Source organism: Burkholderia sp. BCC1985, from assembly GCF_905339915.1.
In the GTDB taxonomy this organism is placed as follows: domain Bacteria; phylum Pseudomonadota; class Gammaproteobacteria; order Burkholderiales; family Burkholderiaceae; genus Burkholderia.
Genome location: NZ_CAJPGY010000050.1, coordinates 24,765 through 49,524 on the forward strand (window position 1 = coordinate 24,765; position 24,760 = coordinate 49,524).

Here is a 24,760-nt window from a genome sequence, read left to right on the forward strand (position 1 = left end):
ATCATGGCCACCAACCACCGCCGAACCCGCCGGGGCGGCCGGACCCTGGATCGGGTGCGCCGAAGCCCCCTGGTCATCGGCCGGTGGGTTAATCATGGAAGCCTGGTGGGACCGCTATCCGGCTGCGCTCTCCAGGGAGAAGGAGGCGCTGGACCGACTGGGATATCGTTGGTCGATTGACGCCGCTGCGACGGAGGCGGGGCAGCTGGTGGTACATGTTGACGTGCCGCATGGAGATGGGGTGTTGGCACTCACGGCCAGTTACCCGGATATGTATCCATACTTCGTGCCAGCGGTGACGACGGATCCCGGTCAGTTTCAGCGCCACCAGCACCCTCTCGGGCAAAATCTGTGCCTTTTGGCGCGAGAGGGTGAGGAGTGGCGTCCCGGACACGATTCGCTGGCGACGCTTATTCAGGAGCAACTGCCAGCGATTTTGGAAGTTAACGACAGTAGCGCAGCTGCTGAGGCCATCGCGAAAGCAGAGGATCATGTTGGTGAACCTTTGTCGTCGTTCTTGCCGTATGCGGTGGAATGTGCGGTCATCGTTCCGGACGAAACCCCGCCGGCGGAGGTGTCAGCAGGGCGGCTTAACCTACTGCTTCGTGCTGCGCCTCCCGGATGGTCGGATCGGTGTTTCGTCAATGGCGTCGTTGCGTCGATGAGCGACATGCACAACAAGCCGCTCGTGACTTTCGCGGCGAAGATACCGGCCTTCGCAGTCCGTTCGAACGGTTTTTGGCTGAGGCTGGAGAGAAGGCCGGAGATCAGTTCCTTCGAGACCGCCACGCAAGATGTATTCCGCCAGATAGAAGCTAAGCTTCCCGAACTGGGAAAAATGCTTTCGTCTGCGAAGCGGGGCGACGTCATCGTAGTTGGTGTGGTTTATCCTGACGAAGTGTCCTGGCGGCACGCCGCGGATGACTGGATATTCTTGTCCGTGCGTGTGACGCGAGAAGCAAAGCGATCGCGTCAGGCCGACGTTCGCGTGGACTTTTTGCGAGCGGATTGGGGAGGCCAGCAAGCTTGGCTGCGGCGCGCGCCATTTTTGACACCGATGCGCGACAAGGCTGCATTGATTGTTGGGCTAGGCAGCTTGGGATCACCCGTTGGTCTCCAACTGGCAAGGGCAGGAATTGGCCGGCTTGAACTCGTCGATTGCGATAACTTGCAGGTCGGAAATACGGTGCGGTGGGCGTTGGGATGGCAGTATGCGGGTCTCCAGAAGACGACCGCCCTGGCGTCGCACATCAGCAATGAATATCCATACACGGCCGTGCGTGGCTGTAATCTTCGCATAGGAGTGCCCTCGCTCCCTGGAGACAATCGCGTTTCTGAATATGCGATCCTCCGACAACTGGCGACCGAGGCAGATATCGTCATTGACGCAGCCGCGAATCACCGGGTAAGTCACTTCCTGGCCGATCTCGCTCGTGAACTCGGGAAGCCGTATGTTTGGCTGACGACGACGCACGGCGCTGCAGGCGGCATCGTTGGTCGAATCAGAGCGGGCAGTTCGACCGGCTGTTGGCATTGTTTTCTTCGCGGTCTTGAGGATAAAACTATCCGACTGCCGGCAGATGCCGGTACAGATGAAATCCAGCCCGGCGGGTGTTCTCAACCCACGTTCATTGGTGCAGGGATCGATAGTGATGCGATCGCCAACCTCGCCAGCCGTTTGGCGGTCGCGACTCTATGTTCGGGAGCGCATGACGGATATCCGGACTTTTCGTGGGACGTCGCGGTTGCCGATATCCAGAGAGAAGGGATGTCAATTGCGCCTGATTGGACGACTTATGTTTTGGATGCGAGACAAGACTGCCTGGTCTGCAGCTCGCGGGTATGAGCCAGCTTTGGATTGATGCGCCCGCGTTCGACGAGATGCTTGATGAGGCTCGTCGCTCGTATCCGCTCGAAACGGGGGGCGTCCTAGTTGGATATGTCGCCAGTAACAATGAGCCGGTTGTTCAGCACATTATCGGACCGGGACCGGCCGCCCGGCACAAGCGCCAGCGATTTCATCCCGATCATGACTGGCAGTGCCATCGGCTCGACGATATTTTCGAGGCATCATCGGGACGCGCGGTTTATCTGGGAGACTGGCATACGCACCCTGATGGAAGGCCACATATGAGTTGGCTCGACAGGCGAACACTACGCGGCATCGCCCAACATCGAGAGGCAGAGCTTGCACGCCCATTGATGCTCATCGGCGGCGGCGGGCCCGAAGATTGGGAGTGGCGAGTGCATCGGTACGTCAGCGATTGCATAGCCGGTTTCGACATTCGGTACGACGTGCTCGATATTCGGGCATACGCGGCCTGATTCGGTGCGGCTCGGTGCCTGGCTGCCGATGCCTTGACGGCACGCAGGCTTCTCATGGCCGTTGGCGAGGCGACACTCTGAATTTTGAGAACTAATTCGACATATTAATAAGGATAACGTATGAAAAACGTAAATGTTGACATCGTTGGAAATGGGAATGTTGTCGGAAATGGTAACCGCACTGTCAGCGTTACCAACAACACGCGGATTAACAATAGTGGAGGGTCTGGCGGATCGGGCGGTAGTGGCGGTGGCGGGAGCGCGGGTGCAGAGATTGCCGTCCTAGCAGCCGTGGTATCGATCGTCATGTGCTGGCTGTACGTGCGACACATTGATGGAATTTATGATGTCCTTACGAAGGCTGCGCTTCTGTCGAGTTTGCCTGTCCTGCCTCTTGTAATCGGATTTCTGTGGCGACTTCGCACTGAAGAGGGAACATGGGGGGATATGGTCAAATTGTTTATCAACCCTGTTGTTACGATCATCGTTTTGAGCTTGCTCAACTTTGGTTATGGCCGATTGGACGGGCACGTTATTCAGATGGCAACTCATATGCAGGCGCGTGACTTTTGGAACGGTCTATCGGAATACGGACATCGCGTAGTGTTCGAGAACATCGTTGGAACGGCCGCGATTGTGGGTGTCTTGCTTTCGAATGTGTTGATGGCAGTATTCCAGTGCGCGGAAAGTATGGCTCAGCGTACAGGGGGCGTGATGGCCATCAGGCTGGTTGGCCTGACATTCAATTTCAGGCCGGCGCGTATGGTCGTGGTCTTTGCCGTATTTCTTGGAGGTTCGTTCTTGGCTTTCTCAGGAAAAGGCTTTGATTGGTGGTCATCTACCGTTGGCGGTATTACGGCTGCTGCTTTGAAGGGGTAGTCAATCAGATTATCCGGCCAATAGGTGAGTATGATAGATTGCTTGGAACGAAATATTTGGATCATATATGGAGAGGGGCGACGGTTATAGATCTTGCAAATCTCCTATATCGCATTGCTAAGCGGCATCGGACGGGGTTGATTGTCATTGATGAGCTTCAAAATGCACTCCGAGCTGTTGAAAGAAGTGACCCGTTGTTCGACTTCTTTGTCGGTCTGACTAATGGAGGCGGCATACCGATTATCGTTATCGGTACGCCAAAATCCGAGCGGTTGTTCAGAAAAACTCTCCGATCTGCGCGGCGGATCAGTAGTCACGGCGTGATTCAGTGGAACGGCATGCGCGATGCTGCGGCCGCCAGAGCGGGGTTCATCTGGTAGGCTGAGTGCCTATGGGCAGAGGAGTGAGCGCGTTCCGGGGTTGCGATATTGTGAGGAGTGTTTGGCGCAATGGCGGGATAAGCGTGTTGGGGCATATTGGAAATTGAATCATCAGTTGCCAGGAGTATTTTACTGCGATGAACATAAGGTCGCATTGAAGGCGGTTGATCAAAATAGAGTTAATTATGATTTTGGGATATTTTCCTGCTGTTTGTAGCGATGGAGCTCTACGAAATCGAAACGCAAAAGACGACGTACATCGACATCTTCAAGACACCACGCGAATCGCTCAAGGGCTGCAGCATGGGAGACAAGTTCCTTGTGGAGCTTGTTGACCACTCGGGCCATTACATTGGCAACCATAAAGACTTCGTCTATTACGCGGGAGGAGGGCGACTAATGGCAACCCAGGATGTTCCGAGGCGGTTCGCCTCCGTTCTGCAGGAGCATTTGACCGAGTTCGTTAGCCGTCATCCGGCTTCGTTTCCAGCGACCATCGCGTTCCCTACGGCAGAGACGGCGCGACGTGACGTCGAGCTCTGGTAAATTCCTATCGGACCATTGGGTCGCTGGATACTTCGTATGGGAAATGTTGCGGCGCATTATTATTTTCATGCAACCTGATATGTCGCGGATTTTGGTCGCCGCATCAGTAGTCGCAGGCGCAGACTTTGTGGCTCTGAAAGAAGAGGATTTAATGACCGGCGACGATAATCGGCAAACATTGTCCTCTTTGAGCCGATGCAATCCCTACTATTGTAAGCGTTTCACCGAGCGTTTACCGCAGACTTTGTTGTACGCCCATAGCGAGCACGGCATCGGTCGGCGGCGACGTGAACACTTCGCCGCAAACGGCCGCGCTCAGCATCCCTTCGCCGACGTAGCCGCCGTGCGCGGGCTCGTGACCGCTGCCGCCGCCGGACAGGATCGCGACGGGGCGCCGCGACGGCTCGGGCAGCGGCTGGCGGACGAGCACCTGCTCGTCGCCGAGGATCGCGACATGCGGCGACTGCCGCGCGATGCCTTCGAGCATTTCGCGCACGACGTCGGACGGGTGGTTCACGAGCTTTTTCATGGCGACGGTTTCCTGACGATGGGGCGCAGCCCGGCGGCACGCGTGCGGTGCCGCCGGGGCTGCGTACTGTGGATGGTAGGCGGTGAATGGCAGGCGGCGCGCGCCGAATGCAATGCGCCGCGCTTAGCGTTACGTAACATCGAAGCATTCGTAGCACGAATGTAACGATACCAGCGCCGCTCATGGGCATGAAACGCATCGATCGCGATCGCGGCCAGGCGCTTGTCCGGGCCCGCGGGCGCCGGCACGGCGGCGGGAATGCCCGTGCGCTCGCACCAATGGCATGAAACATGCTGTTTCTTCCTCCGGTCCTCAATCGAACCTTCCATTGCCCGGACCGCGAGGAGACCACCATGTATCGCACCCGCATTGTCACGTCCGCGGCGTTGCTCGCCGCCGCCGGCGTGCTGGCCGCCTGCGGCGGCAACGACGTCGCCGCGCCGTCGAGCGCCGCCGCGAGCACCAGTGGCGCAACCATCGCCGGCGACGCGCCCGGCAGCAACACGCCGGACGGAGGCTGGGGCACCAGCGGCGCCCCCGGCACGCGCGGCGTCGTGAGTACCGCCGGCGCGCTCGCGGTCGGCGTCGGCTCGACCGTCAGCGCGGCGTCGTTGCCGGTACTCGGCAACGCCGTGACGCGCAGCGCAGGCGACACGATCTCGAGCGTCAGCACGATTTCGCGCGCCGCGACCAATGCGCTCAGCGACGGGCTCGGCAGGATTGGCTCGACGTCCGATCCGGTCGGCACGACGGTTGCCGGCCTCGGCGACGTGGTCGGCGCAACGGCGAATCCGGTCGCGGGCCTCGCGCAGACCGTCCGCGCGCTCGGCTCGGGGCCGCTGGCGCCGCTCGCGCCGGTGACCACCCCCGTCGGCGCGGCGCTCGACACCGTGGCCGGCGGCCTCGGCACGGCGGGCAAGACGGTCGGCGCGACGCTGGCGTCGGGCGCCGTGCAGCAGGTCACGCAGCCGCTCAGCTCGGCCGTCACGCCGCTCGTCATCACGGCCGGCCAGGCGACGCAGCAGATCGGCGCGACCACGGGCCTCGGGCAGCCGGTGGCCGGCCTGCTCGGGCAGGTCGGCGGCGTGCTGGCGACGACCGGGGGGCGGATGGGCTCCGTTTCGTCGCAACCGGCGGTCGGGGCGGTGGGCGAAGTCGTCGGCGCGCTCGGCAATACCGTCACGAACGCAGGTGGACTCGTGAACGCCAACGGCCCGAACGGCGTCGCGCCGATTCCCGGCCTGATCGTGAGTCTCGCGGGCGCTTCCATCACCACCGTGCAGAACGGTCCGTCGAACGGCGCGCCGGGCGGTTCGAGCGCGTCCGGCCCGCTCGGCGGCTTGCTGTCGGGGGCCGGCTCGACGCCGCTTGGGTCGCTGACCGGTGCGCTCGGCGGCGCGGCCGGTGCCGGCGCGGCGAGTCCGCTTGCTCCGGTGACCAATCTCGTGTCGACGGTCACCGGTGTGGTCGGTAGTGGCGCGGGCGGCGCCGGTGCTGCGGCGAATCCGCTCGCGCCCGTGACGTCGTTGCTCGGCGGTGTAACGGGCGGCGTCGGGAAATAGCGGCGCACCGCGCGGCGAGCGGCCGGACGACGCGCGGCTCGCCGCTGCGGGAACGCGCGCCGCATCGCCTTCGCCGAGCCACGCCGTCGACGATGCGCGACGCGCCGACGCGGCCGTCACCCGCAGCACCTGACGCGCGGCGCCGCGTGCCGCCGCGCGATCGCGCCTACTTGGCTGCCGCGATCGCGTTCGCGCGAATCAAGCGCGCGCGCAGCACATTGCGGCTGATGCCGAGCAGGCGCGCGGCCTGGATCTGGTTGCGGTGACTGAAGTCGAACGCGACCCGCATCACGGTGTCCTCGATATATTCGAACAGGTTCTCGTGCGCCTCGTCGAACAGCGCGCACAGCGCCAGCTCGAGCGCTTCCCCGGCAGGCACCCGGCTCGCCGCTTCCCCCGCGGCCGTGACCGGCACGCACGACGATGCCAGGTTCAGGTCGGTATCCTGCAGTGCATCGTGACGGCTCACCAGCAGCGCGTGATGCATCACGTTCTCCAGTTCGCGGATATTGCCGGGCCACGAATGCGCTTCGAGGCGGCGTGCCGCGCGCGGATCGATGCTGCGCGGCCCGTGGCCGAGGCGGCCGCGGTATGCGTCGAAGAAGTGGCGCGCGAGCGGCAGGATGTCGCCGGGCCGTTCGCGCAGCGATGGCACGTCGAGCCGCACGACGTTGAGCCGGTAGAACAGGTCGCCGCGAAACCGTCCGTCCGCCACCGCCTGCTGCAGGTCGACGTTGGTCGCGGCCACCACGCGCACGTCGATCGGGATGCCCGTGCGCGAGCCGAGCCGCACGACCTCGCGTTCCTGCAATACACGCAGCAGCTTGACCTGCATCGACAGCGGCAGGTCGCCGATCTCGTCGAGAAACAGCGTGCCGCCGTTCGCGGCCTCGAACCAGCCCGGCTTCGTGCCGGCCGCTCCCGTGAATGCACCTTTCTCGTGACCGAACAGTTCGCTGTCGACGAGCGTGTCGGAGAGCGCGCCGCAATTCACGGCGACGAACGGGCCGCCGCCGCGATGGCTGACGTCGTGCACGTGGCGCGCGATCAGCTCCTTGCCGGTGCCGGTTTCGCCGACGATCAGCACGTTCGCGTCGCTCGGCGCGACGCACCGCACGCGCTCGAGTAGCGCGAGCGAACGTGGATCGACGAAGACGTGCGTACGTGGGCGGGCCGGTGCGTGGTGCGCCGGAACGGCGGGAGCGGGCGCGCTATGCGATTCGTCCGGCTGCGCGGTGACGACACGAAGATTGACCGGACGTGGCGTGGCAAACAGTGAAGTCATGGCGATGAAGGCGTAAGTCGATCGAACGGGCCGGACCCGCGCCGGCGGGCGCCGCGGTCCGGTTGCTGCCCGGTCAGCAGAGTGTTCAGTGTTTTGCGCCGCACGGGAAACATCGATTTCTGATAACGAAAGCGGGATTGCTGCGCAGGATGCAACGGCGCGGGAACGTGCTGCCGTGACAGCGGATTCGACGGCATTGCGCTCGGCGCGACGCGCGCAGGGCGTTGCGATCGGACGGCTGGAGCGCGCGGCACTGCTGATTGAGCAGCAGCGCATCAGCACGGCTGTTTCCGCCGGTTCATCGCCGTGCGGAATATCGATGTGACGTGATTTCCGGAACGCTTGCCGCGGCTGGTCATATGGCTGCGGAAGCCATGCCAGGCGGGCGCTCGGACGATATTTCGTGATGCAGAGGATCGACGCGATCGCGCCTGCGTCGACAATGGCACGCTCCTTGCGGACCCGACACGGTATCGGCGCGGCAACGCGCAGCTCGACAACGGGAACGCATGGCATGAGCAATACCCTCAACGTCGTCGCCATCTCGGGCGGCCTGCAGCGGCCGTCACGCACGCTGGCGCTGACGAACGCGATCGTCAGCGCGCTCGGCGATGCCGTGCCGATCGACGCACGGTCGATCGAACTCGGCGAAATCGGCAGCCGGCTGGCCGGCGCGCTGAAGCGCGCGCAGGTACCGCCCGATCTCGACGCGCTGATCCGCGCGATCGAGACGGCCGATGCGCTCGTCGTCGCGAGCCCCGTGTATCGCGCGTCGTACACCGGCCTCTTCAAGCACCTGTTCGACCTCGTGCATCACGAGTCGCTGGTCGATGTGCCGGTGCTGCTCGCGGCCACAGGCGGCAGCGAGCGGCATGCGCTCGTGATCGACCATCAGCTGCGGCCGCTCTTCAGCTTCTTCCAGGCGCGCACGCTGCCGATCGGCGTGTATGCGGCCGAAAGCGATTTCGACCGCTACGAGATCGCGAACCCCGCACTGCGCGCACGCATCGCGCTCGCGGTCGAGCGTGCGGTGCCGCAGCTGCGTCCGCGCGCGCTTGCCGCCGCGGCCGCGTAGCCCGTCTCTCGTTTTTCCATTCGATCAGGACTTCTCATGAGCATTCACGAATCTTCGGCCGACGGCGTCAAATTCGCATACTGGGTGCCGAACGTCAGCGGCGGCCTCGTCGTCAGCACGATCGAGCAGCGTACCGACTGGAGCCTCGAATACAACCAGAAACTCGCTCGCACGGCCGAAGCGGCCGGCTTCGACTACGCGTTGAGCCAGATCCGCTTCACGGCCGGCTACGGCGCCGAATACCAGCACGAGTCGGTGTCGTTCAGCCAGGCGCTGCTGCACGCGACGACGAAGCTCAAGGTGCTTGCGGCGATCCTGCCGGGGCCGTGGCATCCGGCCGTGGTCGCGAAGCAGCTTGCCACGATCGACCACATCTCGAACGGGCGCATTGCGATCAACGTGGTGAGCGGCTGGTTCAAGGGCGAGTTCACCGCGATCGGCGAGCCGTGGCTCGAGCACGACGAACGCTATCGGCGCTCGAAGGAATTCATCCAGGCGCTCAAGGGCATCTGGACGCAGGACAATTTCACGTTCAAGGGCGACTTCTACCGCTTCAACGACTACACGCTGAGCCCGAAGCCCGTGCAGAAACCGCACCCGGAGATCTTCCAGGGCGGCAGCTCGCGCGCGGCACGCGACAACGCGGCGAGCGTGTCGGACTGGTACTTCACGAACGGCAATACGCCGGAGAACCTGAAGGCGCAGATCGACGACATCCGCGCGAAGGCCGCTGCGAACAACCATCGCGTGCGGATCGGCGTCAACGCGTTCGTGATCGCGCGCGACACCGAGGAAGAGGCGAAGGCCGTGCTCGACGACATCATTGCGCATGCGCATGTCGAGGCGGTCAATGCGTTCGGCGATGCGGTGAAGGAGGCCGGCAAGGCGTCGCCCGAAGGCGAGGGCAACTGGGCGAAATCCACGTTCGAGGATCTCGTGCAGTACAACGACGGCTTCCGCACGAACCTGATCGGCACGCCGCAACAGATCGCCGAGCGGATCGTCGCGCTGAAGGCGATCGGCGTCGATCTCGTGCTCGCCGGTTTCCTGCATTTCATCGAGGAAGTCGAGTACTTCGGCAAGCGCGTGCTGCCGCTCGTGCGCGAACTGGAAGCGCAGCGGCAGGCGGTTGCCGCGTGATGCGCGGCGCCTGCGCGCTGAGGCGCTGAGGCAGGCCGCGCACCGGGCGGGCGAACGGACGGCCTGCGAGGAGCATCGCAGGTGACTGACGCTTCCCCTATCGAAACAGGCGGTCGACGGATGCCTGCGCGGCGCCGTCGATCCATGCAGATTTTTGCCGGAAACTCCATGTCCACGGAAATCATCGAAGAACACACGCGGCCGCAAGCAGACGCTGCGCCCGTTCCCGTCATCGGCTCCGATGCCGAAGCGCTCGACGTCGCGCATCAGGTCGCGGCGCGACTCGCCGAACATGCGGCGCTGCGCGATCGCGAACGGAAGCTGCCGTACGACGAAATCGAGTTGTTCTCGTCGAGCGGACTGTGGGGGATCACCGTGCCGCGCGAATACGGCGGCGCGGAAGTGTCGAACGTCACGCTCGCGGAAGTGATTGCGATCGTCTCGCAGGCGGACCCGTCGATCGGGCAGATTCCGCAGAATCACTACTGCCTGATCGAGGATATTCGTCTCGAAGGCAACGATGCGCAAAAACGCTTCTTCTTCGATCTCGTGCTGAAGGGCGCGCGCTACGGCAACGCGTTTTCGGAAGCGGGCGGCAAGAACGTGCTCGACATCCGGACGCGCGTGCGCCGCGACGGCGACGGATTCGTGCTGAACGGCCGCAAGTTCTACTCGACCGGTACGCTGTTCGCGCACTGGATTCCGGTGCTAGCCCTCGACGAGGCGGACCAGGCGGTACTTGCATTCGTGCGGCAGGGCGCGCCGGGGCTTACCGTGGTCGACGACTGGAGCGGCTTCGGCCAGCGCACCACCGCGAGCGGCACGGTGATCGCCGAGAACGTGCGCGTGAGCGCGTTCGAGATCTTCCACACGCAGCGTTCGTACGATCGCCCGACCTTCGCGGGCCCGTTTGCGCAGATCACGACGGCCGCGATCGATCTCGGCATCGCGCGCGCCGCGCTGCAGGACACGATCGCATTCGTGCAGCAGCATGCGCGGCCCTGGATCGACAGCGGCGTCGAACGCGCGAGCGAGGACCCGCTGACGATCGCGCAGATCGGCGACATCGCGTACCGCGTGCATGCGGCCGAAGCGCTGCTCGCGCGCGCGGGGCGCTTCGTCGACGTCGCGAAGCGCGAGCCTGACGAGGACGCGGTCGCGCAGGCCGCGATCGCCGTCGGCGAGGCGAAGATCGCGACGACCGAGGTATCGCTGCTCGCGGCGAGCAAGCTGTTCGAACTGGGCGGCAGCAAGTCGACGCTCGCGAAATACAACTTCGACCGCCACTGGCGCAACGCGCGCGTGCATACGCTGCACGATCCCGTGCGCTGGAAATACCACGCGGTCGGCAACTACTACCTCAACGGCGTGAAGCCCGCGCGCCATTCGTGGAACTGACGAACCCGCGCCGGCGTCGTCGCCGCGACGTGGTTCCGATGCGCGCCGCGGCGCGCATTTTCGTACGGGCGCACGCAGCGGCCCGCGTCGAGGCCATGCCACGGACGCGGCACACGCCGCGCCGCCTCAAACATGACAAGGTGAATCGATGAGCCATCCAGCCACACCCGCGCAGGCGCTGCCCGCGCCGGGCACCGCGCCGCAGGCAGGCGGCCTGCGGCGCAATTACCTGAGCCTGCCCGAGCTGATCGCGCAGTCGATCGGCCTCGTCGGCGTGTCGGGCGGGATCGGCGTGCTGATTCCCGCCGTGTTCGCGACGGCCGGCAACGGCACCTGGCTCGCGTACCTGTTTGCGATCGTCGCGCTGCTGTTCTCGTCGTGGAGCATCTCGGTGTTCGCGCGCGATTCGGCGTCGCCGGGCGCGCTGTATGCATACGTGTCGGCCGGCATCGGGCCGACCTGGGGCGCCATCTGCGGCTGGTCGCTGCTGATCGCCTATGCGGTGGCCGCGGCGGGCATCCTGCAGGGCACGATCAACACGTTTCTCGTGCTCGGCCGCGAAACGGGGCTGCTCGGCGGCGCGACGCCGCTCGGCACGGTGCTCGGCCTCACGGTCGTCACCGCGTTTGCCGCGTGGTACATCGCGTTTCGCGACATCCGGCTGTCCACGCGCTTCACGCTGTTCGTCGAGCTCGCGACGCTGCTGCTGATCGCCGCCGTCGTGATCGGAACGATCGCATTCGGCGGTCATCCCGTCGATCGCGCGCAGCTCACGCTCGAAGGCGTGAAGCCGACGCAGCTGCAGCTCGGCATGGTGCTGGCGTTCTTCAGCTTCACCGGGTTCGAGAGCGCGACCGTGCTCGGCGCCGAGGCGCGCGACCCGTTCCGCGCGATTCCGCGTGCGGTGCTGATCAGCGTGGTCGGGCCGGCGCTGCTGTTCGTGGTCGGCGCGTACGGGCTGGTCGGCGCGTTCCACGGGCAGACGCCGCCGCTCGATCGCGTCGACGGGCCGCTCGCGGTGCTCGCGCATCGGCTGGGCGCCGGGTGGGTCGGGGTGTTGATCGACGCAGGGGTGGCGCTCAGTTTCTTCGCGGCGTTCTTCTCGTCGATCAACGCGGCGGCGCGCATCGTCTATACGTTCGGGCGGCAGGGCGTGCTGCATGCGTCGACCGGGCGCGCGCACGAGACGAACGCGACGCCGCACGTCGCGGTCGCGCTGATCGCGGTGCTCGCGCTGGCGACGGCGCTGGTGCTGACCGCACGCGGCACGGCGCTGCTGGATTCGTACGGCTATCTCAGCTCGATCGCCACCTACGGCTGGCTGCTCGCCTACGTGCTGGTCGCGATCGGCGCGCCGCTCTATCTGCGTCGGCAACGCAGGCTTCGCGCGCGGCACGTCGCGATCAGCGTCGTCGCGGTCGTGCTGCTCGCGATTCCGCTCGCCGGCAGCGTGTATCCCGTGCCGGACGGCGTCTATGCATGGCTGCCTTACGTGTTCGTCGCGTTGCTGGCGGTCGGGCTCGCGTGGTTCGTGGTGCTGCGTGTGCGGTTTCCGGAGCGGCTGCGCGACCTGGAGGCCGAATTGCTGACGAAGTGAACGCGCGGCGGCGCGATGTACCTCGATACGTGCGTCGCGGCCGTCACGCCGCACCCGCCATGCTCGACGCCTCGACGAGCATCTGCACGCCGAGGCCGCCGAGCACCGCGCCCATCGCCCAGCGTTGCGCGAGCAGCAGCGCCGGCCGCCCGTGCAGGAACTTCGCGATGCCGCTCGAGCCGATCGCGACCAGTCCGTTCGCCGACACGAACGCCGCGATCAGCAATGAGCCGAGAAAGAGCGACTGGCCGAACACGCTGCCTTGCCGGTAATCGATGAACTGCGGCAGCAGCGACACGAACAGCATCGCGAGCTTCGGATTCAGCACGCTGGTCGTCGCGCCCATCGCGAGCAGCCGCAGCGGCTGCTCGTTCGGCAGCGTCTTCACTTCGAACGGTGAACGGCCGCCGGGCCGGACGGCCTGCCACGCGAGGTAGAGCAGATACGCGGCGCCCACCACGCCAAGCACGGTGCCCGCGTACGGCACGCTCAGGAACAGCGTCGTGATCCCGAACGCGGCGCCGAACATGTAGAACAGGTAGCCCACCGTCACGCCGGCCAGCGAAATCAGCCCGGCGGTGCGCCCTTGCGCGATCGAGCGCGACATCACGTAGACCATGTTCGGCCCCGGCGTGATCGCGAGCATGCCGCCGATGACCAGGAATCCGTAGAGCGAGCCGGAGGTATGCATGGTTGCCGCTTCCCGCGATGAATGTCGATGACGTCCATTGTCCGGCGTTGGAGGAGGACAGTAAAACGGGATAAACTGAATCGATTGATCAGATTTTCTGAATGACATGAAAAAGCTCGACCTCGATGTGCTGGCGATGGTGGTGGCCGTGGCGGAGTCCGGCTCGTTCGCGCAGGGCGCGCAGGCGGTGCACCGGTCGCCGTCGGCGCTGAGCATGCAGATCAAGGCGCTGGAGGATGCACTCGGCAAGCCGCTGTTCATCCGCGACACGCGCAACGTCACGGCCACCGACGACGGCCGCATGCTCGCCGAATACGGCCGCCGGATGCTGGCGCTGCGCGACGAGGCGTGGGCGTCGGTCGTGCGGCCGGAGATCCGCGGGCGCGTGACGATCGGCGTGCCGGACGACTACATCTCGTCGCTGCTGCCGCAGGTGCTCGGCAAGTTCGCCGCGATGCATCCGCGCGTCGAAGTGCGCGTGATCGGCCAGCCGAGCAGCGCGCTGGTGCCGATGCTGAAGGACAACACCATCGATCTGGCCTGCCTCACGCGCATCAAGGGCGTGACCGGCGAGCTGGTGCGGCGCGAGCCGATCGTGTGGACCGGCTCGGCGAAACGGAACGTATGGGAAGAGCGGCCGCTGCCGGTCGCGCTCTTCACGCACGGCAGCATGGCGCGCGATCACGCGCTCAAGGCGCTGAACCGGCAGAAGATTCCGTTCCGGATGTCATACGAAAGCCCGAGCTTCCTCGGCTTGCTCAGCATGGTCGAGGCCGGCCTCGCGATCGCGCCGCTCGCGCGCTGCAGCATTCCCGCGCATCTCGTCCGGTTGTCGCAGAACGAAGGGCTGCCGCCGCTCGACGCGATCGAGGTCGTGCTGGCGCGCAGCGCGCAATCGGCGCGCCCGCTGTGCGACTACCTCGCCGAACAGATTCTCGATGAATGGCGCGCGTGAGCGCGCCGCGCGGCTGCCTGCACGTCAGCACGTCAGCACGATTTCAGCAGCCATTCACGAAACGCGACCAGCGACGGCAGCGTGTCGTTTTCCGGCGGATACACGAGGTAGTAGCTGCGCTGGCTGGTGATCGCATCGCCGATCGACACGAGCTCGTTGCGGCTGAGCTCGTCTTCCACCAGCACCTTCGGCACGAGGCCGATCCCCATTCCCGCCCGCACGGCCTGGATCAGGTGCGACGTCAGCTCGAAACTGGGACCGATGCGCATCTCGCGATGATCGAGCCCGAAATGCGAGAACCATTCGGCCCACGCGTGCTGATTGCTCGTCACGCCCAGCAGCGTCTGCCCGACCGCCCATGCCGGCGCGCGCGGGCCGGCCTTGCGGCGCCCGACTGACTCGGGGCTCGCGATCGCGATCAGGAACTCGTTGTACAGCCGGTGCGCGTGCAGGCCGGGCCAGTCGCCCGCGCCGACGGTGATGGCCGCGTCGAGATCGTCGGTGTGGAAGTCGATGCCGCCGATCCGCGAATGCAGGTGCACGGTCACGCCCGGATGCGCGGCATAGAAATCGTGCAGGTGCGGCAGCAGCCATTTCGAGCCGAAGGTCGGCAAGGTCGCGAGCCGCAGCGTGCCGGCGCCGGCCTGGTGCGACATCGCCTGCAGCGTCGCGCCGCGGATGCGCCCGAGCGCGCCGCTCAGCTCGACGAAGTAGCGCCGGCCGACTTCCGTCAGCTTCACGGAGCGGCCTTCACGCCGGAACAGCGGCACGCCGAGCTGATCCTCGAGCGTCTGGACCTGCCGGCTGATCGCGCTCTGGCTCAGCGACAGCTCGTCGGCCGCACGCGTGTAGCTTTCGTGGCGCGCCGCGGCCTCGAACACCAGCAGCAGCGACATGGACGGGGTCAGGCGACGGTAATTCATGAGTTTTATGCAAGTTTTGCCGGGGGAGAATTCGTTTGTTTCTCGCGCTGATTCGCACGATACTGGATTTCCGGGCTGCGTGGAATCTTGCTCAAAACTCATGTTTTCGATCGAGGCCGCGCACCGGCTCCCTCCACATTGCGCTTTCATCCCATGCCGATCGCTCCGTTGCCCCGTCCCGCCAGCCCGCCCGAGGCTCGTTACCGCGACTTTCTCGCCGCCCTCCAGGCGGCCGGATTCGCCGGCGAAATCCGCGCGGACCATGCGAACCGGACCGTGCAGGCGACCGACAACTCGATCTACCAGCGCCTGCCGCAGGCGGTGATCTGTCCCGCGCATGCGGACGACGTGCGGCTGCTCGCGCGCCTGCTCGCCGAACCCGCGCACCGCGACGTCGCGGTGGCGGCGCGCGGCGGCGGCACGGGCACCAACGGGCAGTCGCTGACCGATGGCGTGGTCGTGGACCTGTCGCGCAACATGAACCGGATCCTCGAGATCAACGCCGGCGAGCGCTGGGTGCGCGTGCAGGCGGGCGTCGTCAAGGACCAGCTCAACGCCGCGCTGAAGCCGCATGGCCTGTTTTTCGCGCCCGAGCTGTCGACGTCGAACCGCGCGACGGTCGGCGGGATGATCAACACCGACGCGAGCGGGCAGGGCAGCTGCACGTACGGCAAGACACGCGACCACGTGCTCGCGCTCGACTTCGTGCTGATGGGCGGCGAGCAACTGCACAGCGACGCGCTCGCGGACGACGAACTGGAACGCCGCTGCGCACGGCAGGACCGGGTCGGCAAGGTCTATCGCACCGCGCGCCGCATCAGCGACGAAAAGGCCGCGCTGATCGACGCGAAGTTTCCGAAGCTCAATCGCTGCCTGACCGGCTACGATCTCGCGCACCTGCGCGAACCGGACGGCCGCTTCAACCTGAACAGCGTGCTGTGCGGCGCCGAAGGCTCGCTCGGTTTCGTGGTCGAGGCGAAGCTGAACGTGCTGCCGATCCCGAAGTATTCGGTGCTGGTCAACGTGCGCTACGCCGGCTTCATGGACGCGCTGCGCGATGCGCGCGCGCTGCTCGAACTCAAGCCGTTGTCGATCGAGACGGTCGACTCGAAGGTGCTGATGCTCGCGATGAAGGACTTCGTGTGGAGCAGCGTGGCCGAGTATTTCCCGCAGGACGATGCGCGTCCGACGCTCGGCATCAACCTGATCGAATTCTGCGGCGACGACGCCGGCGACGTCGATGCGCGCGTGCGGGCGTTCGTCGAGCATTTGCGCACCGACACGAGCGTCGAGCGCCTCGGCCACACGCTCGCGACCGGCGACGACGCGGTGAAGCGCGTGTACGCGATGCGCAAGCGCGCGGTCGGCCTGCTCGGCAACGTGCAGGGCGAGGCGCGCCCGCAGCCGTTCGTCGAGGACACCGCGGTGCCGCCCGAGAATCTCGCCGCGTACATCGCCGAATTCCGCGCACTGCTCGACGGCCACGGGTTGCAGTACGGGATGTTCGGCCACGTCGACGCGGGCGTGCTGCACGTGCGTCCGGCGCTCGACATGAAGGACCCGAAGCAGGCGGCGCTGGTGCGGCCGGTGTCGGACGCGGTGGCCGAACTCACGCAGCGGCATGGTGGCCTGTTATGGGGCGAGCACGGCAAGGGCGTGCGCTCCGAATATGCGCCGGCGTTCTTCGGCGAGCTGTATCCGTCGCTGCAGCAGCTGAAGGCCGCGTTCGATCCGCACAACCAGTTCAACCCGGGCAAGATCGCGACGCCGCCGGCGCCGACGCTGCGGCTCTTGAAGATCGACGAGGTGCCCACGCGCGGCGATCACGACCGGCAGATCGACGAGCGCGTATGGCAGCACTACGGCACGGCGATGCACTGCAACGGCAACGGCGCGTGCTACAACTTCGATCCGGACGACGCGATGTGCCCGTCGTGGAAGGCGACGCGCGAACGCGTGCAGTCGCCGAAGGGGCGCGCGTCGCTGATGCGCGAATGGTTGCGTCTGCAAGGACAGGCCGGCGTCGACGTCGTCGCGGCCGCGCGTGCGCGGCAGCCGTTCCTGCGCGGTTTCGCGCAACGCTGGCGCAACAGCCGTGCGGCGCGCAACGGCGAAGCCGACTTTTCGCACGAGGTGTACGACGCGATGGCCGGCTGCCTCGCGTGCAAGTCGTGCGCGGGGCAGTGCCCGGTCAAGGTCAACGTGCCCGAGTTCCGCTCGCGCTTTCTCGAGCTGTATCACCAGCGCTACCTGCGGCCGCTGCGCGACTACCTGATCGGCTCGCTCGAATTCACGATGCCGTGGATGGCGCGCGTGCCCGCGCTGTACAACGGCCTGATGCGCGCCGGCTGGGTGCGCACGCTGCTCGAGCGGCACGTCGGCATGGTCGATAGTCCGCTCCTGAGCCGCTTCGACCTCGCGGCCGTGATCCGGCAATGGAAGGTGCGGCCGGCCGAGCCGCAGGCGCTCGCCGCGTTGAGCGATGCGCAGCGCGCACGCAGCGTCGTCATCGTGCAGGACACGTTCACGCGTTATTTCGACACCGAGCAACTGGCGACGCTGATCGAACTGGCCGCGCGTATCGGCTTCCAGGTGTGGCTCGCGCCGCTCGCGCCGAACGGCAAGGCGCTGCACGTACAGGGCTTTCTTCGCGCGTTCCAGCAGGCGGCGATTCGCAACGCGACGCAACTGGCCGCGCTCGCGCGCTCGGGTGTCGCGCTCGTCGGCCTCGATCCGGCGATGACGCTCACGTATCGGCAGGAATACCTGAAGGTGACGGGGCTCGCCGACGTGCCGAAGGTCGCGCTGCCGCAGGAGTGGTTGCTGGACGCGATGCCGGAGGCCGGGGCGGGCGCGCACGGCGTATCGGCAGCGTACCGGCTGCTGCCGCATTGCACCGAGAAGACCAACGCGCCCGACAGCGGCAAGCAGTGGGCGCAGGTGTTCGCGCGTCGCGGGTTGCGCCTGGCGGTTCAGGCGGCAGGGTGCTGCGGGATGTCGGGGACCTACGGGCACGAGGCGCGCAACCTGCAGACGTCGCGCACGATCTATGCGCAATCGTGGGCCGCGCATGTCGATGCGCCGGAAGTGGAGGGTGAAGCGCTGGCGACCGGGTATTCGTGCCGCAGCCAGGTGAAGCGCATGTCCGCGCGGCAGGTACGTCATCCGCTGCAGGCGCTGCTCGAGCACGTGCGTGCGGCGGCGTGACGGGCGGGCCCCGAGCGCGGCGCGGCAGCGCGCGTGACGGTGTCGAGCGGCACCGGCGATGCCGCTACCGACCGCTGCGGCTCAGGAGCCGGCTTTCGCGGTCTTTCGCGTGCGCGGCTTTGCCACCGGAAACGCGCCGACGCCGCGCGGCCGTTTCGGCTCGATGCCCGTCTTGCCGATCACGTGCCGGAAATCGATCTCGTGCGCGGCGAGCGCGCCGATGAGTGTCGCGATGACCGCGAGGTGGGAAGGGACGGTGCCCTTGCTCGAATAGTTCGTGATGGAACTTTCGTTCATCCGGATCAGCCGGGCGAACTCGCGCGCCGTCAACTGCGCTTTCTTCAACTCCTGTTGAAATTCCGCATACGCCATTGCACACATGTCGCCTCATCTCCGCAAAACTTGAATCGGCCCCGCGCGACGCCGGCGCAAACGGGTGGCGTTCCCGTCGTGCCGGCGTCGCGAGGCGTTACATCTTCACCTGGTCGAGGAAGGTCTTCTTGCCGCTCTTGTAGCCGTAGATCGAGATGATCCCGTGCGTCAGGTCGCCCTTCGCGTCGAACGTCGTCGTGCCGATCACGCCTTCATACTTCGTCGACGGCATCGCGGCGAGGATCTTCGCCGGGTCCGTCGAGTTCGCGCGCTTCATCGCGTCGACGGCGATGTAGACCGCGTCGTACGCGAACGGCGCATCGAACTTGATGCCCTGGTTGAAGCGCTTCTGGTACTTGGCGAGGAACGCCGCGCCGCCCGGCATCTTCTCGAGCGCCGCGCCTGCCTGCGAGCACAGCACGTTGTCCGCGGCCGGGCCGGCCAGCTGGGCGAGCGAGTCGGTGCACACGCCGTCGCCCGACAGGATCTTCGCGCGCAGGCCGAGCTGCTTCGCCTGCTTCGCGAGCGGGCCGCCGGTGGCGTCCATGCCGCCGTACATGATCGCGTCCGGGTTCTCGCCCTTGACCTTGGTGAGAATCGCGCGGAAGTCGACGGCCTTGTCGTTGGTCGCGTCGTGCGACAGCACCTTCAGGCCGAGCGCCTTCGCCTTCTTCTCGAATTCGTTCGCGAGGCCCTGGCCGTACGCGGTCGAATCGTCGATCACCGCGACGCTCTTCACGCCCTTCGACTGCGCGTAGCTCGCGAGTGCCGGACCTTGCTGCGCGTCGGTCGCGACCACGCGATACGTGGTCTTGAAGCCCTGCAGCGTGTAGGTCGGGTTCGTGGCGGACGGCGAGATCTGCACGATGCCCGCGTCGCTGTAGATCTTCGACGCCGGGATCGACGTGCCCGAGTTCAGGTGGCCGATGACGGCGACGACCTTGTCGTCGACGAGCTTCTGCGCGACCTGCGTGGCCTGGCGCGGGTCGGCCGCGTCATCCTGCGCGTCGAGCTGCAGCGTGATCTTCTGGCCGCCGATCGTCAGGCCCTTCGCATTGATTTCTTCCACCGCGAGGCGCGCACCGTTCTCGTTGTCCTTGCCGAGGTGCGAAATGCCGCCCGTCGTCGGTTCGACGCTGCCGATCTTCACGACCTGGTCGGCCATCGCGCCCGACGCGGCCGCAAATGCGGCGGCCACCAGTGCGACGGTGATCAGGGGTTTGCAGCGCATGCCGACAGTGCTTCGTTCCATCTGCCATCTCCGTTGATTGATATTTCTGGTGCCGTCCGGTTTGCCGCGCGCCCTTGTGAGGCGGTCGGTGTGCCGGACGAATCTCCGTGACCCGTGACGGGCCCGGCTTGCATGTCGCCCGGGGCTCGCACGAGCGAGCGGGCGATTGCGTCGGGCGACACGCAATTCGTATGAATATATCCGAACGCGCTTGCGCCCGCTTCCGCGAATTGCCCGGCCTTGCGCAAATGTGATGCGATGGCGCGGCCGTTTCGCGATGCGTCGCGCAGGTGTGAGCGTCTTGCGCCGTCGATTGCTTCGATTATTCGACCGGGCCGATCCCGATGACCATGGACAGCGCGATGCAATCAATCCGGCACTGTTCGGTCGATTTGTCTGCACAGTTTCGTCGCCGTGGCGCTGCTCGAGATGCCGCCATCCGCTTGTTGCAACTAACGGTCAAGCCCGGCCGCGTCGGCGAATGGCGAATGGCGACGGGCCGTTCGGCGCAGCGTGTACGTCCAGCTTTGCAGATGACGGGGGCCGGCTCGTTCGGCTCGGCCGGCCCGCTGCCGGCTCGTCCGGACCGGCGTCGCCGTCCCGCGCGGCCGCATGCCTACGTCCGTCCGCGCAAGGCCACGAATATCACGCCGGCAATCGCCAGCAGGCCGCCGCACACCGTTTCGATGCCGGGCCGCTCGCCTGTCAGCGCCATCGACAACACCGTCGCGACGGCCGGTGTCAGGTAGAGGAAATTGGCGGCGCGCGCCGCGCCGAAGTAGCCGAGCGCGAAGGTCCAGGTCGCGTAACCCAGCGCGGCGGGAAAGATGCCGAGCACCAGGACGGCGAGCGCCGTGTCGCGTGACGCGCCGCCGCCGAGCGACGCGAGCGCGCCGGGCAACCATGGCGTGAGCAGCAGCGCACCGGCCAGCAGCGTATACGCGGTGCAGGGCAGCGCGCCGTACACGGGAATCAGCCGCCGCTGCAGCACGAAATAGCTGGCCGAACACAATGCCGCGCCGAGGATCAGCGTGCTGCCGGAGCCAAGCACGAGGCCTCCCGGCTGGCCGTGCGCGATCACGGCGATGCCGGCCAGGCTGACCAGCGAGCCGAGCCATCCCCGGCGATTGAAGCGTTCGCGCAGAAACACCGCGGCCAGCAGCGCCGTGAAGATCGGCAGCGTGTTCACGATGAAGCTCGCCGCGCCGGCCGACACGGTCTGCTCGCCGGTATTGAGCAGCGCGTTGTAGAGTGCGATGCCGAGCAGGCCGCAGACGAGAAAGCGCAACGCGTCGCGTCTGGCCGGCATGCGAGGCCGCCGCCACGCGAGCCATGCGATCGCGAGCACCGCCGCGGTCGCGAAGCGCGCGGCCGCGAGTTGCAGCGGGGCCAGCCCGTGCAGGCCGATCCGGATGAACGGGAAGGCGGAGGCCCACGAGACGATCGTGAACGCCACCGCGCCGGCCGCGACGAGCGGCAGTCGCGCGCTGCGCGACGAGGGGGAGGAAAGCGTGTTCATGCGGCAATGGTGTGGCGACGCGAGATGTTAAGCTAGCGCACAGATCAACCAGCGGGTATGAATATGGCTCACAGCTCGGTGCGACGCCGGGCCGATGGCCCGGCGCGCACGCAGCAGCATGCGGCGGACGCGCTGCCATCGGTTGCGCCGGCACCCGGCCCGCGGCCGCCGCTGGCCAGCCTGGAAACCGTCTGTGCGGTGGCGCGGCTGGGCTCGTTCCTGGCGGCCGCCGACGCGTCCGGCGTCACGCACGGCGCGATCAGCCGGCGCGTGGCGGCCGTCGAGAACTGGCTTGGCATGGCGTTGTTCGAACGTCATGCGCGCGGCGTGCGGCTGACGCCGGACGGCCAGCGTTTCGTCGGCCGGATCGAACAGGCGTTCGCGATCATCGACGGCGCGGCCGACCAGTGGCGCTCGCCGCGTACGCCGCGACTGGTCAGGATGAGCGTGGTGCCGGCATTCGCGCAGCTCTGGCTGCTCGAACGCCAGCACGCGCTCGAGAGCGAGGCGCCCGCGTTGCGCATCGAGCTCGGCATCGAGCTTCGCAATGTGGACATCGCCGCCGGCGAAGCGGATCTGTCGATCCGGTACGGGCGCGGCAACTGGCGTCAGCTCGAAACCAGCGCGTTCATGCCGGAGACGCTCCATCCGGTCGCGCATCCGCGGCTCGCCGCGCAGCTGGCCGCGCGGCGCCGTCGCAACGACGCCGCCGCGCTGCTCGAGATGCCGCTGCTGCACGACTCCGACGTGACCGGTTGGCGCACCTGGTTCGACGCGCTCGGCATACCGTTCAAGCCGCGCGCGCAGGATCGCCGTTTCGAGGACTACAACCTGGTGCTCGCGGCGGCCGAGGCGGGGCTCGGCGTGGCGCTGGCGCGAACGCCGCTCGCGGATTCGTATCTCAAGCGCAGCGCGCTCGTCCGCGTGAGCCGGCATGAGGTCGAGTCGCCGCTCAGGTATCACTTCGTGCATGCGAAGGGCGAGAATCGTCCGGAGGTGCTCGCGCTGATGGAGCGGATGCGGGCCGCGCTGGGATAGGCGGCACGGGCGTCGAGGTGTGCGACGCAGGCGACGCAGGCGGCGCGGACGGCGCCGCCGCTCGACCCGGGCTACCGGATCGTCGACAATGCGACCGCGGAAAATTGCGGGACCCGACAGATTAACGAAAATCGAGCGTGTTGAACCGTTCGAATGCAGAGGGAATGAGGAATGAATAGACCAGACAAGTCGTCGAAAGCGCGTGCGGCGCTCGACCAGCTGTTTTCGGGCATGGCGCCCGCGGACGCGCAGCAGCGCGCGTCGCGCCCGGGCAACCCGTTCGAAGCGGCAGGCGACCCGACCGGCGCCGACGGCCGCGTCGAAGTCACGCTGTCGACGAGAATCCAGTTGCGCGGCTATCCGGGCGCGGATGCGTTCATGAAGCGCATGGCCGAAGCCTGGGGCCTCGCGTGGGGCCCGTACGACGCCGTGCGGGCGACGGCGACGCTGCCGGCCGGCTGGCGCTCGCGCCGGCTGCCGGAAGTCACGCAGATCGTCGACGAACGCGACGTGCTGCGCGCGGAAAGCAGCCTGCAGGGCGGCGAGATGTCGTATCTGAAAGTGCATCCGCGCTATTACATCGATGCGCGCAAGGGGGTCGGCTGGCGCAAGTCGTCGAAGGCGTCCGACGATCCGGATCTCGACGGCCCCGACTGGAACTGCTACGTGATGGACCGGGAAAAATCCGCCGAGGTGCACGAGCTGACGACGTCGTCGTCGAAGGCCGATCTGGACAACGCGCGCGCGACGTTGCTGAAGTGGCTCGACGAGCACTACCCGAAGCATCGCGATCCGTTCGCATACTGGACGGATTGCGAACGCCCGCTGTAAGTCCGCACGGCGCGCGGCCATCGCGGAGCACCATTGAAACAGAACGGTCCGGTCCCGATTCTCTGGGCAGCGTTCGGCGCGGCGGTCGGCTCGACCGTCATCGAGCTGCTGCTCTGGCCGATCGCCGGAGAGGACCCCTTTCACAACCTGCTGCGCGACGCGCGCCTGACGGCCGCCCTCGTGATGGGGCGAGCCGTGCTCGGCGCGTCCCCGGGCTTCGATCCGACGATCATGGGCGTGGCGACGCTGGTGCATGCCGCGTTGTCGCTTGCCTATACGGCCGTGCTGGCGAGGATGGTGCGCAACCTGTCGCCCGGCGCCGCGCTGGTGGCGGGCGGCGCGTTCGGACTGGTGCTCTACGGTATCAACCTGCACGCGTTCACCGCGATCTTCCCGTGGTTCGTTCCGGTGCGCGGCGCGATCACGCTGGTCGCCCATGTGGTCTTCGGCGTGATGGCGGCGGGCGTCTACTGCATCGTCCGGCGTTCGGCGCGCGCATGATCGTCGGCGGTTCGTGCATCACGCATGCGTATCCCGACCCCAGGAATAATCGGCCATGCCACATCGTCTAATGGTCGGGTGACCCTATACGAAGCCGCGCGTCGTCCGTGACGCCAAGGCTCGGGTGGTCGGGGGCAACAATGCAGGAGCCGATCATGTGCAACTTGTTTCGGGTCGGGATGGGCGTCGTCTGTCTCGGCTGCTCCATGTGCGTGCTTGCGCAAACCTATGACGACTCGCCGGACGAAGGCGCCCGCTGCCGTGCGGTCGTCATGCAAGCGGAAATCGACGGCACGGAACAGCAGATCGTCGGGCGCGCGTGCCGGCAAGGCGACGGCACCTGGCAGATGATGCAGAGCACGGACGGCAGCATCGTGTGGTATCCGGATACCGCGTATCCGTACGCCGATCCCTGGTACTGGGGGCCGGCGGTGTTCGTCGGCACGGGCGTCAGCTTCGTCTTCATCGACCGTTTCCATCATCGCCATCACTTCGACCACTTCGGTCACGTCGGCCACTTCGACGGGGGCATGCGTGGTCGTGTCGGCGTTCCGATGGGCACTGGCTTTCACCGTGGCTCGGCGTTCGTCGGCGGTGAGCACGGGTTCGGGGGAATGAGGCGGCATTGAGCCGGCGTACCTTCGTGCGCACGCCGCTCGCGACCGTCGAGCCGCCGTTTGCGAAGAAGTGCCCTGCACGGAAGCGGGCGATCTCAACGTTACATGCTTGGATAGTTCGGCCCGCCGCCGCCTTCCGGCGTGACCCACACGATGTTT

At 66.2% G+C, this 24,760-nt stretch carries 25 protein-coding genes and 1 pseudogene; 18 read left to right on the forward strand and 8 right to left on the reverse strand.

Annotated elements, in window-relative coordinates; all coding sequences use genetic code 11:
* Positions 1 to 94: 94 nt before the first annotated feature.
* From U4Z31_RS31880 to U4Z31_RS31900, 6 genes are all read left to right on the forward strand, one after another.
* Complete coding sequence (locus tag U4Z31_RS31880) at positions 95 to 1,846, forward strand: ThiF family adenylyltransferase (protein ID WP_321812429.1); 1,752 nt, start codon at positions 95 to 97, stop codon at positions 1,844 to 1,846.
* Positions 1,843 to 2,325, forward strand: a complete 483-nt coding sequence (locus tag U4Z31_RS31885; RefSeq protein WP_321812430.1) for a Mov34/MPN/PAD-1 family protein — start codon at positions 1,843 to 1,845, stop codon at positions 2,323 to 2,325. The genes U4Z31_RS31880 and U4Z31_RS31885 overlap by 4 nt, the downstream gene beginning before the upstream one ends.
* A gap of 120 nt (positions 2,326 to 2,445) precedes the next feature.
* The gene (locus U4Z31_RS31890; RefSeq protein WP_321812431.1) at positions 2,446 to 3,204 is read left to right on the forward strand and encodes a hypothetical protein; all 759 of its coding nucleotides are present in this window, start codon (positions 2,446 to 2,448) and stop codon (positions 3,202 to 3,204) included.
* Entirely contained in the window at positions 3,156 to 3,584 is a 429-nt protein-coding gene (locus U4Z31_RS31895) for an AAA family ATPase (RefSeq protein ID WP_321812444.1), read from the forward strand. The genes U4Z31_RS31890 and U4Z31_RS31895 overlap by 49 nt, the downstream gene beginning before the upstream one ends.
* Entirely contained in the window at positions 3,550 to 3,801 is a 252-nt protein-coding gene (locus U4Z31_RS37235) for a TniQ family protein (RefSeq protein WP_415750316.1), read from the forward strand. Before U4Z31_RS31895 ends, U4Z31_RS37235 begins: the two co-directional genes overlap by 35 nt.
* A gap of 2 nt (positions 3,802 to 3,803) precedes the next feature.
* Positions 3,804 to 4,130 (forward strand): hypothetical protein, encoded by a 327-nt coding sequence (locus U4Z31_RS31900; protein WP_321812432.1) that lies wholly within the window; start codon positions 3,804 to 3,806, stop codon positions 4,128 to 4,130.
* Between the two features lie 259 nt (positions 4,131 to 4,389).
* Here U4Z31_RS31900 and U4Z31_RS31905 read toward each other — a convergent pair.
* Positions 4,390 to 4,659, reverse strand: a pseudogene (locus tag U4Z31_RS31905) (dihydroxyacetone kinase subunit DhaK); the annotation flags it as partial.
* Complete coding sequence (locus U4Z31_RS31910) at positions 4,656 to 4,988, reverse strand: hypothetical protein (RefSeq protein WP_321812433.1); 333 nt, start codon at positions 4,986 to 4,988, stop codon at positions 4,656 to 4,658. The gene U4Z31_RS31910 and the pseudogene U4Z31_RS31905, both read right to left, overlap by 4 nt.
* Before the next feature lie 24 nt (positions 4,989 to 5,012).
* Here U4Z31_RS31910 and U4Z31_RS31915 point away from each other — a divergent pair, with 24 nt between their 5' ends.
* Entirely contained in the window at positions 5,013 to 6,221 is a 1,209-nt protein-coding gene (locus tag U4Z31_RS31915; RefSeq protein WP_321812434.1) for a collagen-like triple helix repeat-containing protein, read from the forward strand.
* 166 nt (positions 6,222 to 6,387) lie between these two features.
* Here U4Z31_RS31915 and U4Z31_RS31920 read toward each other — a convergent pair whose 3' ends face one another.
* Positions 6,388 to 7,506: a sigma-54 interaction domain-containing protein gene (locus tag U4Z31_RS31920; protein ID WP_321812435.1), complete on the reverse strand. Its 1,119-nt coding sequence runs from the start codon at positions 7,504 to 7,506 to the stop codon at positions 6,388 to 6,390.
* Positions 7,507 to 7,594: 88 nt separating this feature from the next.
* Here U4Z31_RS31920 and U4Z31_RS31925 point away from each other — a divergent pair, with 88 nt between their 5' ends.
* The 5 genes from U4Z31_RS31925 (at position 7,595) to U4Z31_RS31945 (ending at position 12,716) form a co-directional block, all read left to right on the forward strand.
* Positions 7,595 to 7,831 (forward strand): hypothetical protein, encoded by a 237-nt coding sequence (locus U4Z31_RS31925; protein ID WP_124523106.1) that lies wholly within the window; start codon positions 7,595 to 7,597, stop codon positions 7,829 to 7,831.
* 189 nt (positions 7,832 to 8,020) lie between these two features.
* On the forward strand, positions 8,021 to 8,581 hold the full coding sequence (gene msuE / locus U4Z31_RS31930; protein WP_124523108.1) for an FMN reductase: 561 nt from the start codon (positions 8,021 to 8,023) through the stop codon (positions 8,579 to 8,581).
* Between the two features lie 36 nt (positions 8,582 to 8,617).
* Positions 8,618 to 9,721: a dimethylsulfone monooxygenase SfnG gene (sfnG, locus tag U4Z31_RS31935; protein ID WP_321812436.1), complete on the forward strand. Its 1,104-nt coding sequence runs from the start codon at positions 8,618 to 8,620 to the stop codon at positions 9,719 to 9,721.
* Positions 9,722 to 9,889: 168 nt separating this feature from the next.
* Positions 9,890 to 11,119, forward strand: coding sequence for an SfnB family sulfur acquisition oxidoreductase (locus tag U4Z31_RS31940; RefSeq protein ID WP_321812437.1), 1,230 nt, complete (start codon positions 9,890 to 9,892; stop codon positions 11,117 to 11,119).
* Positions 11,120 to 11,267: 148 nt separating this feature from the next.
* Positions 11,268 to 12,716, forward strand: coding sequence for an APC family permease (locus tag U4Z31_RS31945; protein WP_321812438.1), 1,449 nt, complete (start codon positions 11,268 to 11,270; stop codon positions 12,714 to 12,716).
* A gap of 43 nt (positions 12,717 to 12,759) precedes the next feature.
* On the opposite strand, the gene U4Z31_RS31950 is transcribed toward U4Z31_RS31945, so the two are convergent.
* Complete coding sequence (locus U4Z31_RS31950; protein ID WP_321803951.1) at positions 12,760 to 13,407, reverse strand: LysE family translocator; 648 nt, start codon at positions 13,405 to 13,407, stop codon at positions 12,760 to 12,762.
* Positions 13,408 to 13,513: 106 nt separating this feature from the next.
* Here U4Z31_RS31950 and U4Z31_RS31955 point away from each other — a divergent pair, with 106 nt between their 5' ends.
* Positions 13,514 to 14,362 (forward strand): LysR substrate-binding domain-containing protein, encoded by an 849-nt coding sequence (locus U4Z31_RS31955; protein WP_044848647.1) that lies wholly within the window; start codon positions 13,514 to 13,516, stop codon positions 14,360 to 14,362.
* A 32-nt stretch (positions 14,363 to 14,394) separates the two neighbouring features.
* Here the strand turns inward: U4Z31_RS31955 and U4Z31_RS31960 are convergent, their stop codons facing one another.
* Positions 14,395 to 15,285 carry a LysR substrate-binding domain-containing protein gene (locus U4Z31_RS31960; protein ID WP_044848646.1) on the reverse strand — a complete coding sequence of 297 codons (891 nt, stop codon included), beginning with the start codon at positions 15,283 to 15,285 and terminating at the stop codon, positions 14,395 to 14,397.
* A gap of 153 nt (positions 15,286 to 15,438) precedes the next feature.
* Here U4Z31_RS31960 and U4Z31_RS31965 point away from each other — a divergent pair, with 153 nt between their 5' ends.
* The gene (locus U4Z31_RS31965; RefSeq protein ID WP_321812439.1) at positions 15,439 to 18,492 is read left to right on the forward strand and encodes an FAD-binding and (Fe-S)-binding domain-containing protein; all 3,054 of its coding nucleotides are present in this window, start codon (positions 15,439 to 15,441) and stop codon (positions 18,490 to 18,492) included.
* An 81-nt stretch (positions 18,493 to 18,573) separates the two neighbouring features.
* On the opposite strand, the gene U4Z31_RS31970 is transcribed toward U4Z31_RS31965, so the two are convergent.
* The 3 genes from U4Z31_RS31970 to U4Z31_RS31980 all read right to left on the reverse strand — a co-directional run bounded on the left by U4Z31_RS31970 (position 18,574) and on the right by U4Z31_RS31980 (position 21,614).
* On the reverse strand, positions 18,574 to 18,873 hold the full coding sequence (locus U4Z31_RS31970) for an XRE family transcriptional regulator (RefSeq protein WP_321803944.1): 300 nt from the start codon (positions 18,871 to 18,873) through the stop codon (positions 18,574 to 18,576).
* An 88-nt stretch (positions 18,874 to 18,961) separates the two neighbouring features.
* On the reverse strand, positions 18,962 to 20,116 hold the full coding sequence (locus U4Z31_RS31975) for a branched-chain amino acid ABC transporter substrate-binding protein (RefSeq protein WP_321812440.1): 1,155 nt from the start codon (positions 20,114 to 20,116) through the stop codon (positions 18,962 to 18,964).
* Between the two features lie 595 nt (positions 20,117 to 20,711).
* Positions 20,712 to 21,614 carry a DMT family transporter gene (locus U4Z31_RS31980; RefSeq protein ID WP_321812441.1) on the reverse strand — a complete coding sequence of 301 codons (903 nt, stop codon included), beginning with the start codon at positions 21,612 to 21,614 and terminating at the stop codon, positions 20,712 to 20,714.
* A 57-nt stretch (positions 21,615 to 21,671) separates the two neighbouring features.
* Here U4Z31_RS31980 and U4Z31_RS31985 point away from each other — a divergent pair, with 57 nt between their 5' ends.
* From U4Z31_RS31985 to U4Z31_RS32000, 4 genes are all read left to right on the forward strand, one after another.
* Positions 21,672 to 22,652, forward strand: coding sequence for a LysR substrate-binding domain-containing protein (locus U4Z31_RS31985; RefSeq protein WP_321812442.1), 981 nt, complete (start codon positions 21,672 to 21,674; stop codon positions 22,650 to 22,652).
* Between the two features lie 171 nt (positions 22,653 to 22,823).
* Entirely contained in the window at positions 22,824 to 23,483 is a 660-nt protein-coding gene (locus tag U4Z31_RS31990; protein ID WP_321812443.1) for a nitroreductase, read from the forward strand.
* Between the two features lie 33 nt (positions 23,484 to 23,516).
* The gene (locus U4Z31_RS31995; protein ID WP_044848639.1) at positions 23,517 to 23,984 is read left to right on the forward strand and encodes a hypothetical protein; all 468 of its coding nucleotides are present in this window, start codon (positions 23,517 to 23,519) and stop codon (positions 23,982 to 23,984) included.
* A 155-nt stretch (positions 23,985 to 24,139) separates the two neighbouring features.
* Positions 24,140 to 24,613 (forward strand): hypothetical protein, encoded by a 474-nt coding sequence (locus tag U4Z31_RS32000; protein WP_321812445.1) that lies wholly within the window; start codon positions 24,140 to 24,142, stop codon positions 24,611 to 24,613.
* Positions 24,614 to 24,760 lie beyond the last annotated feature (147 nt).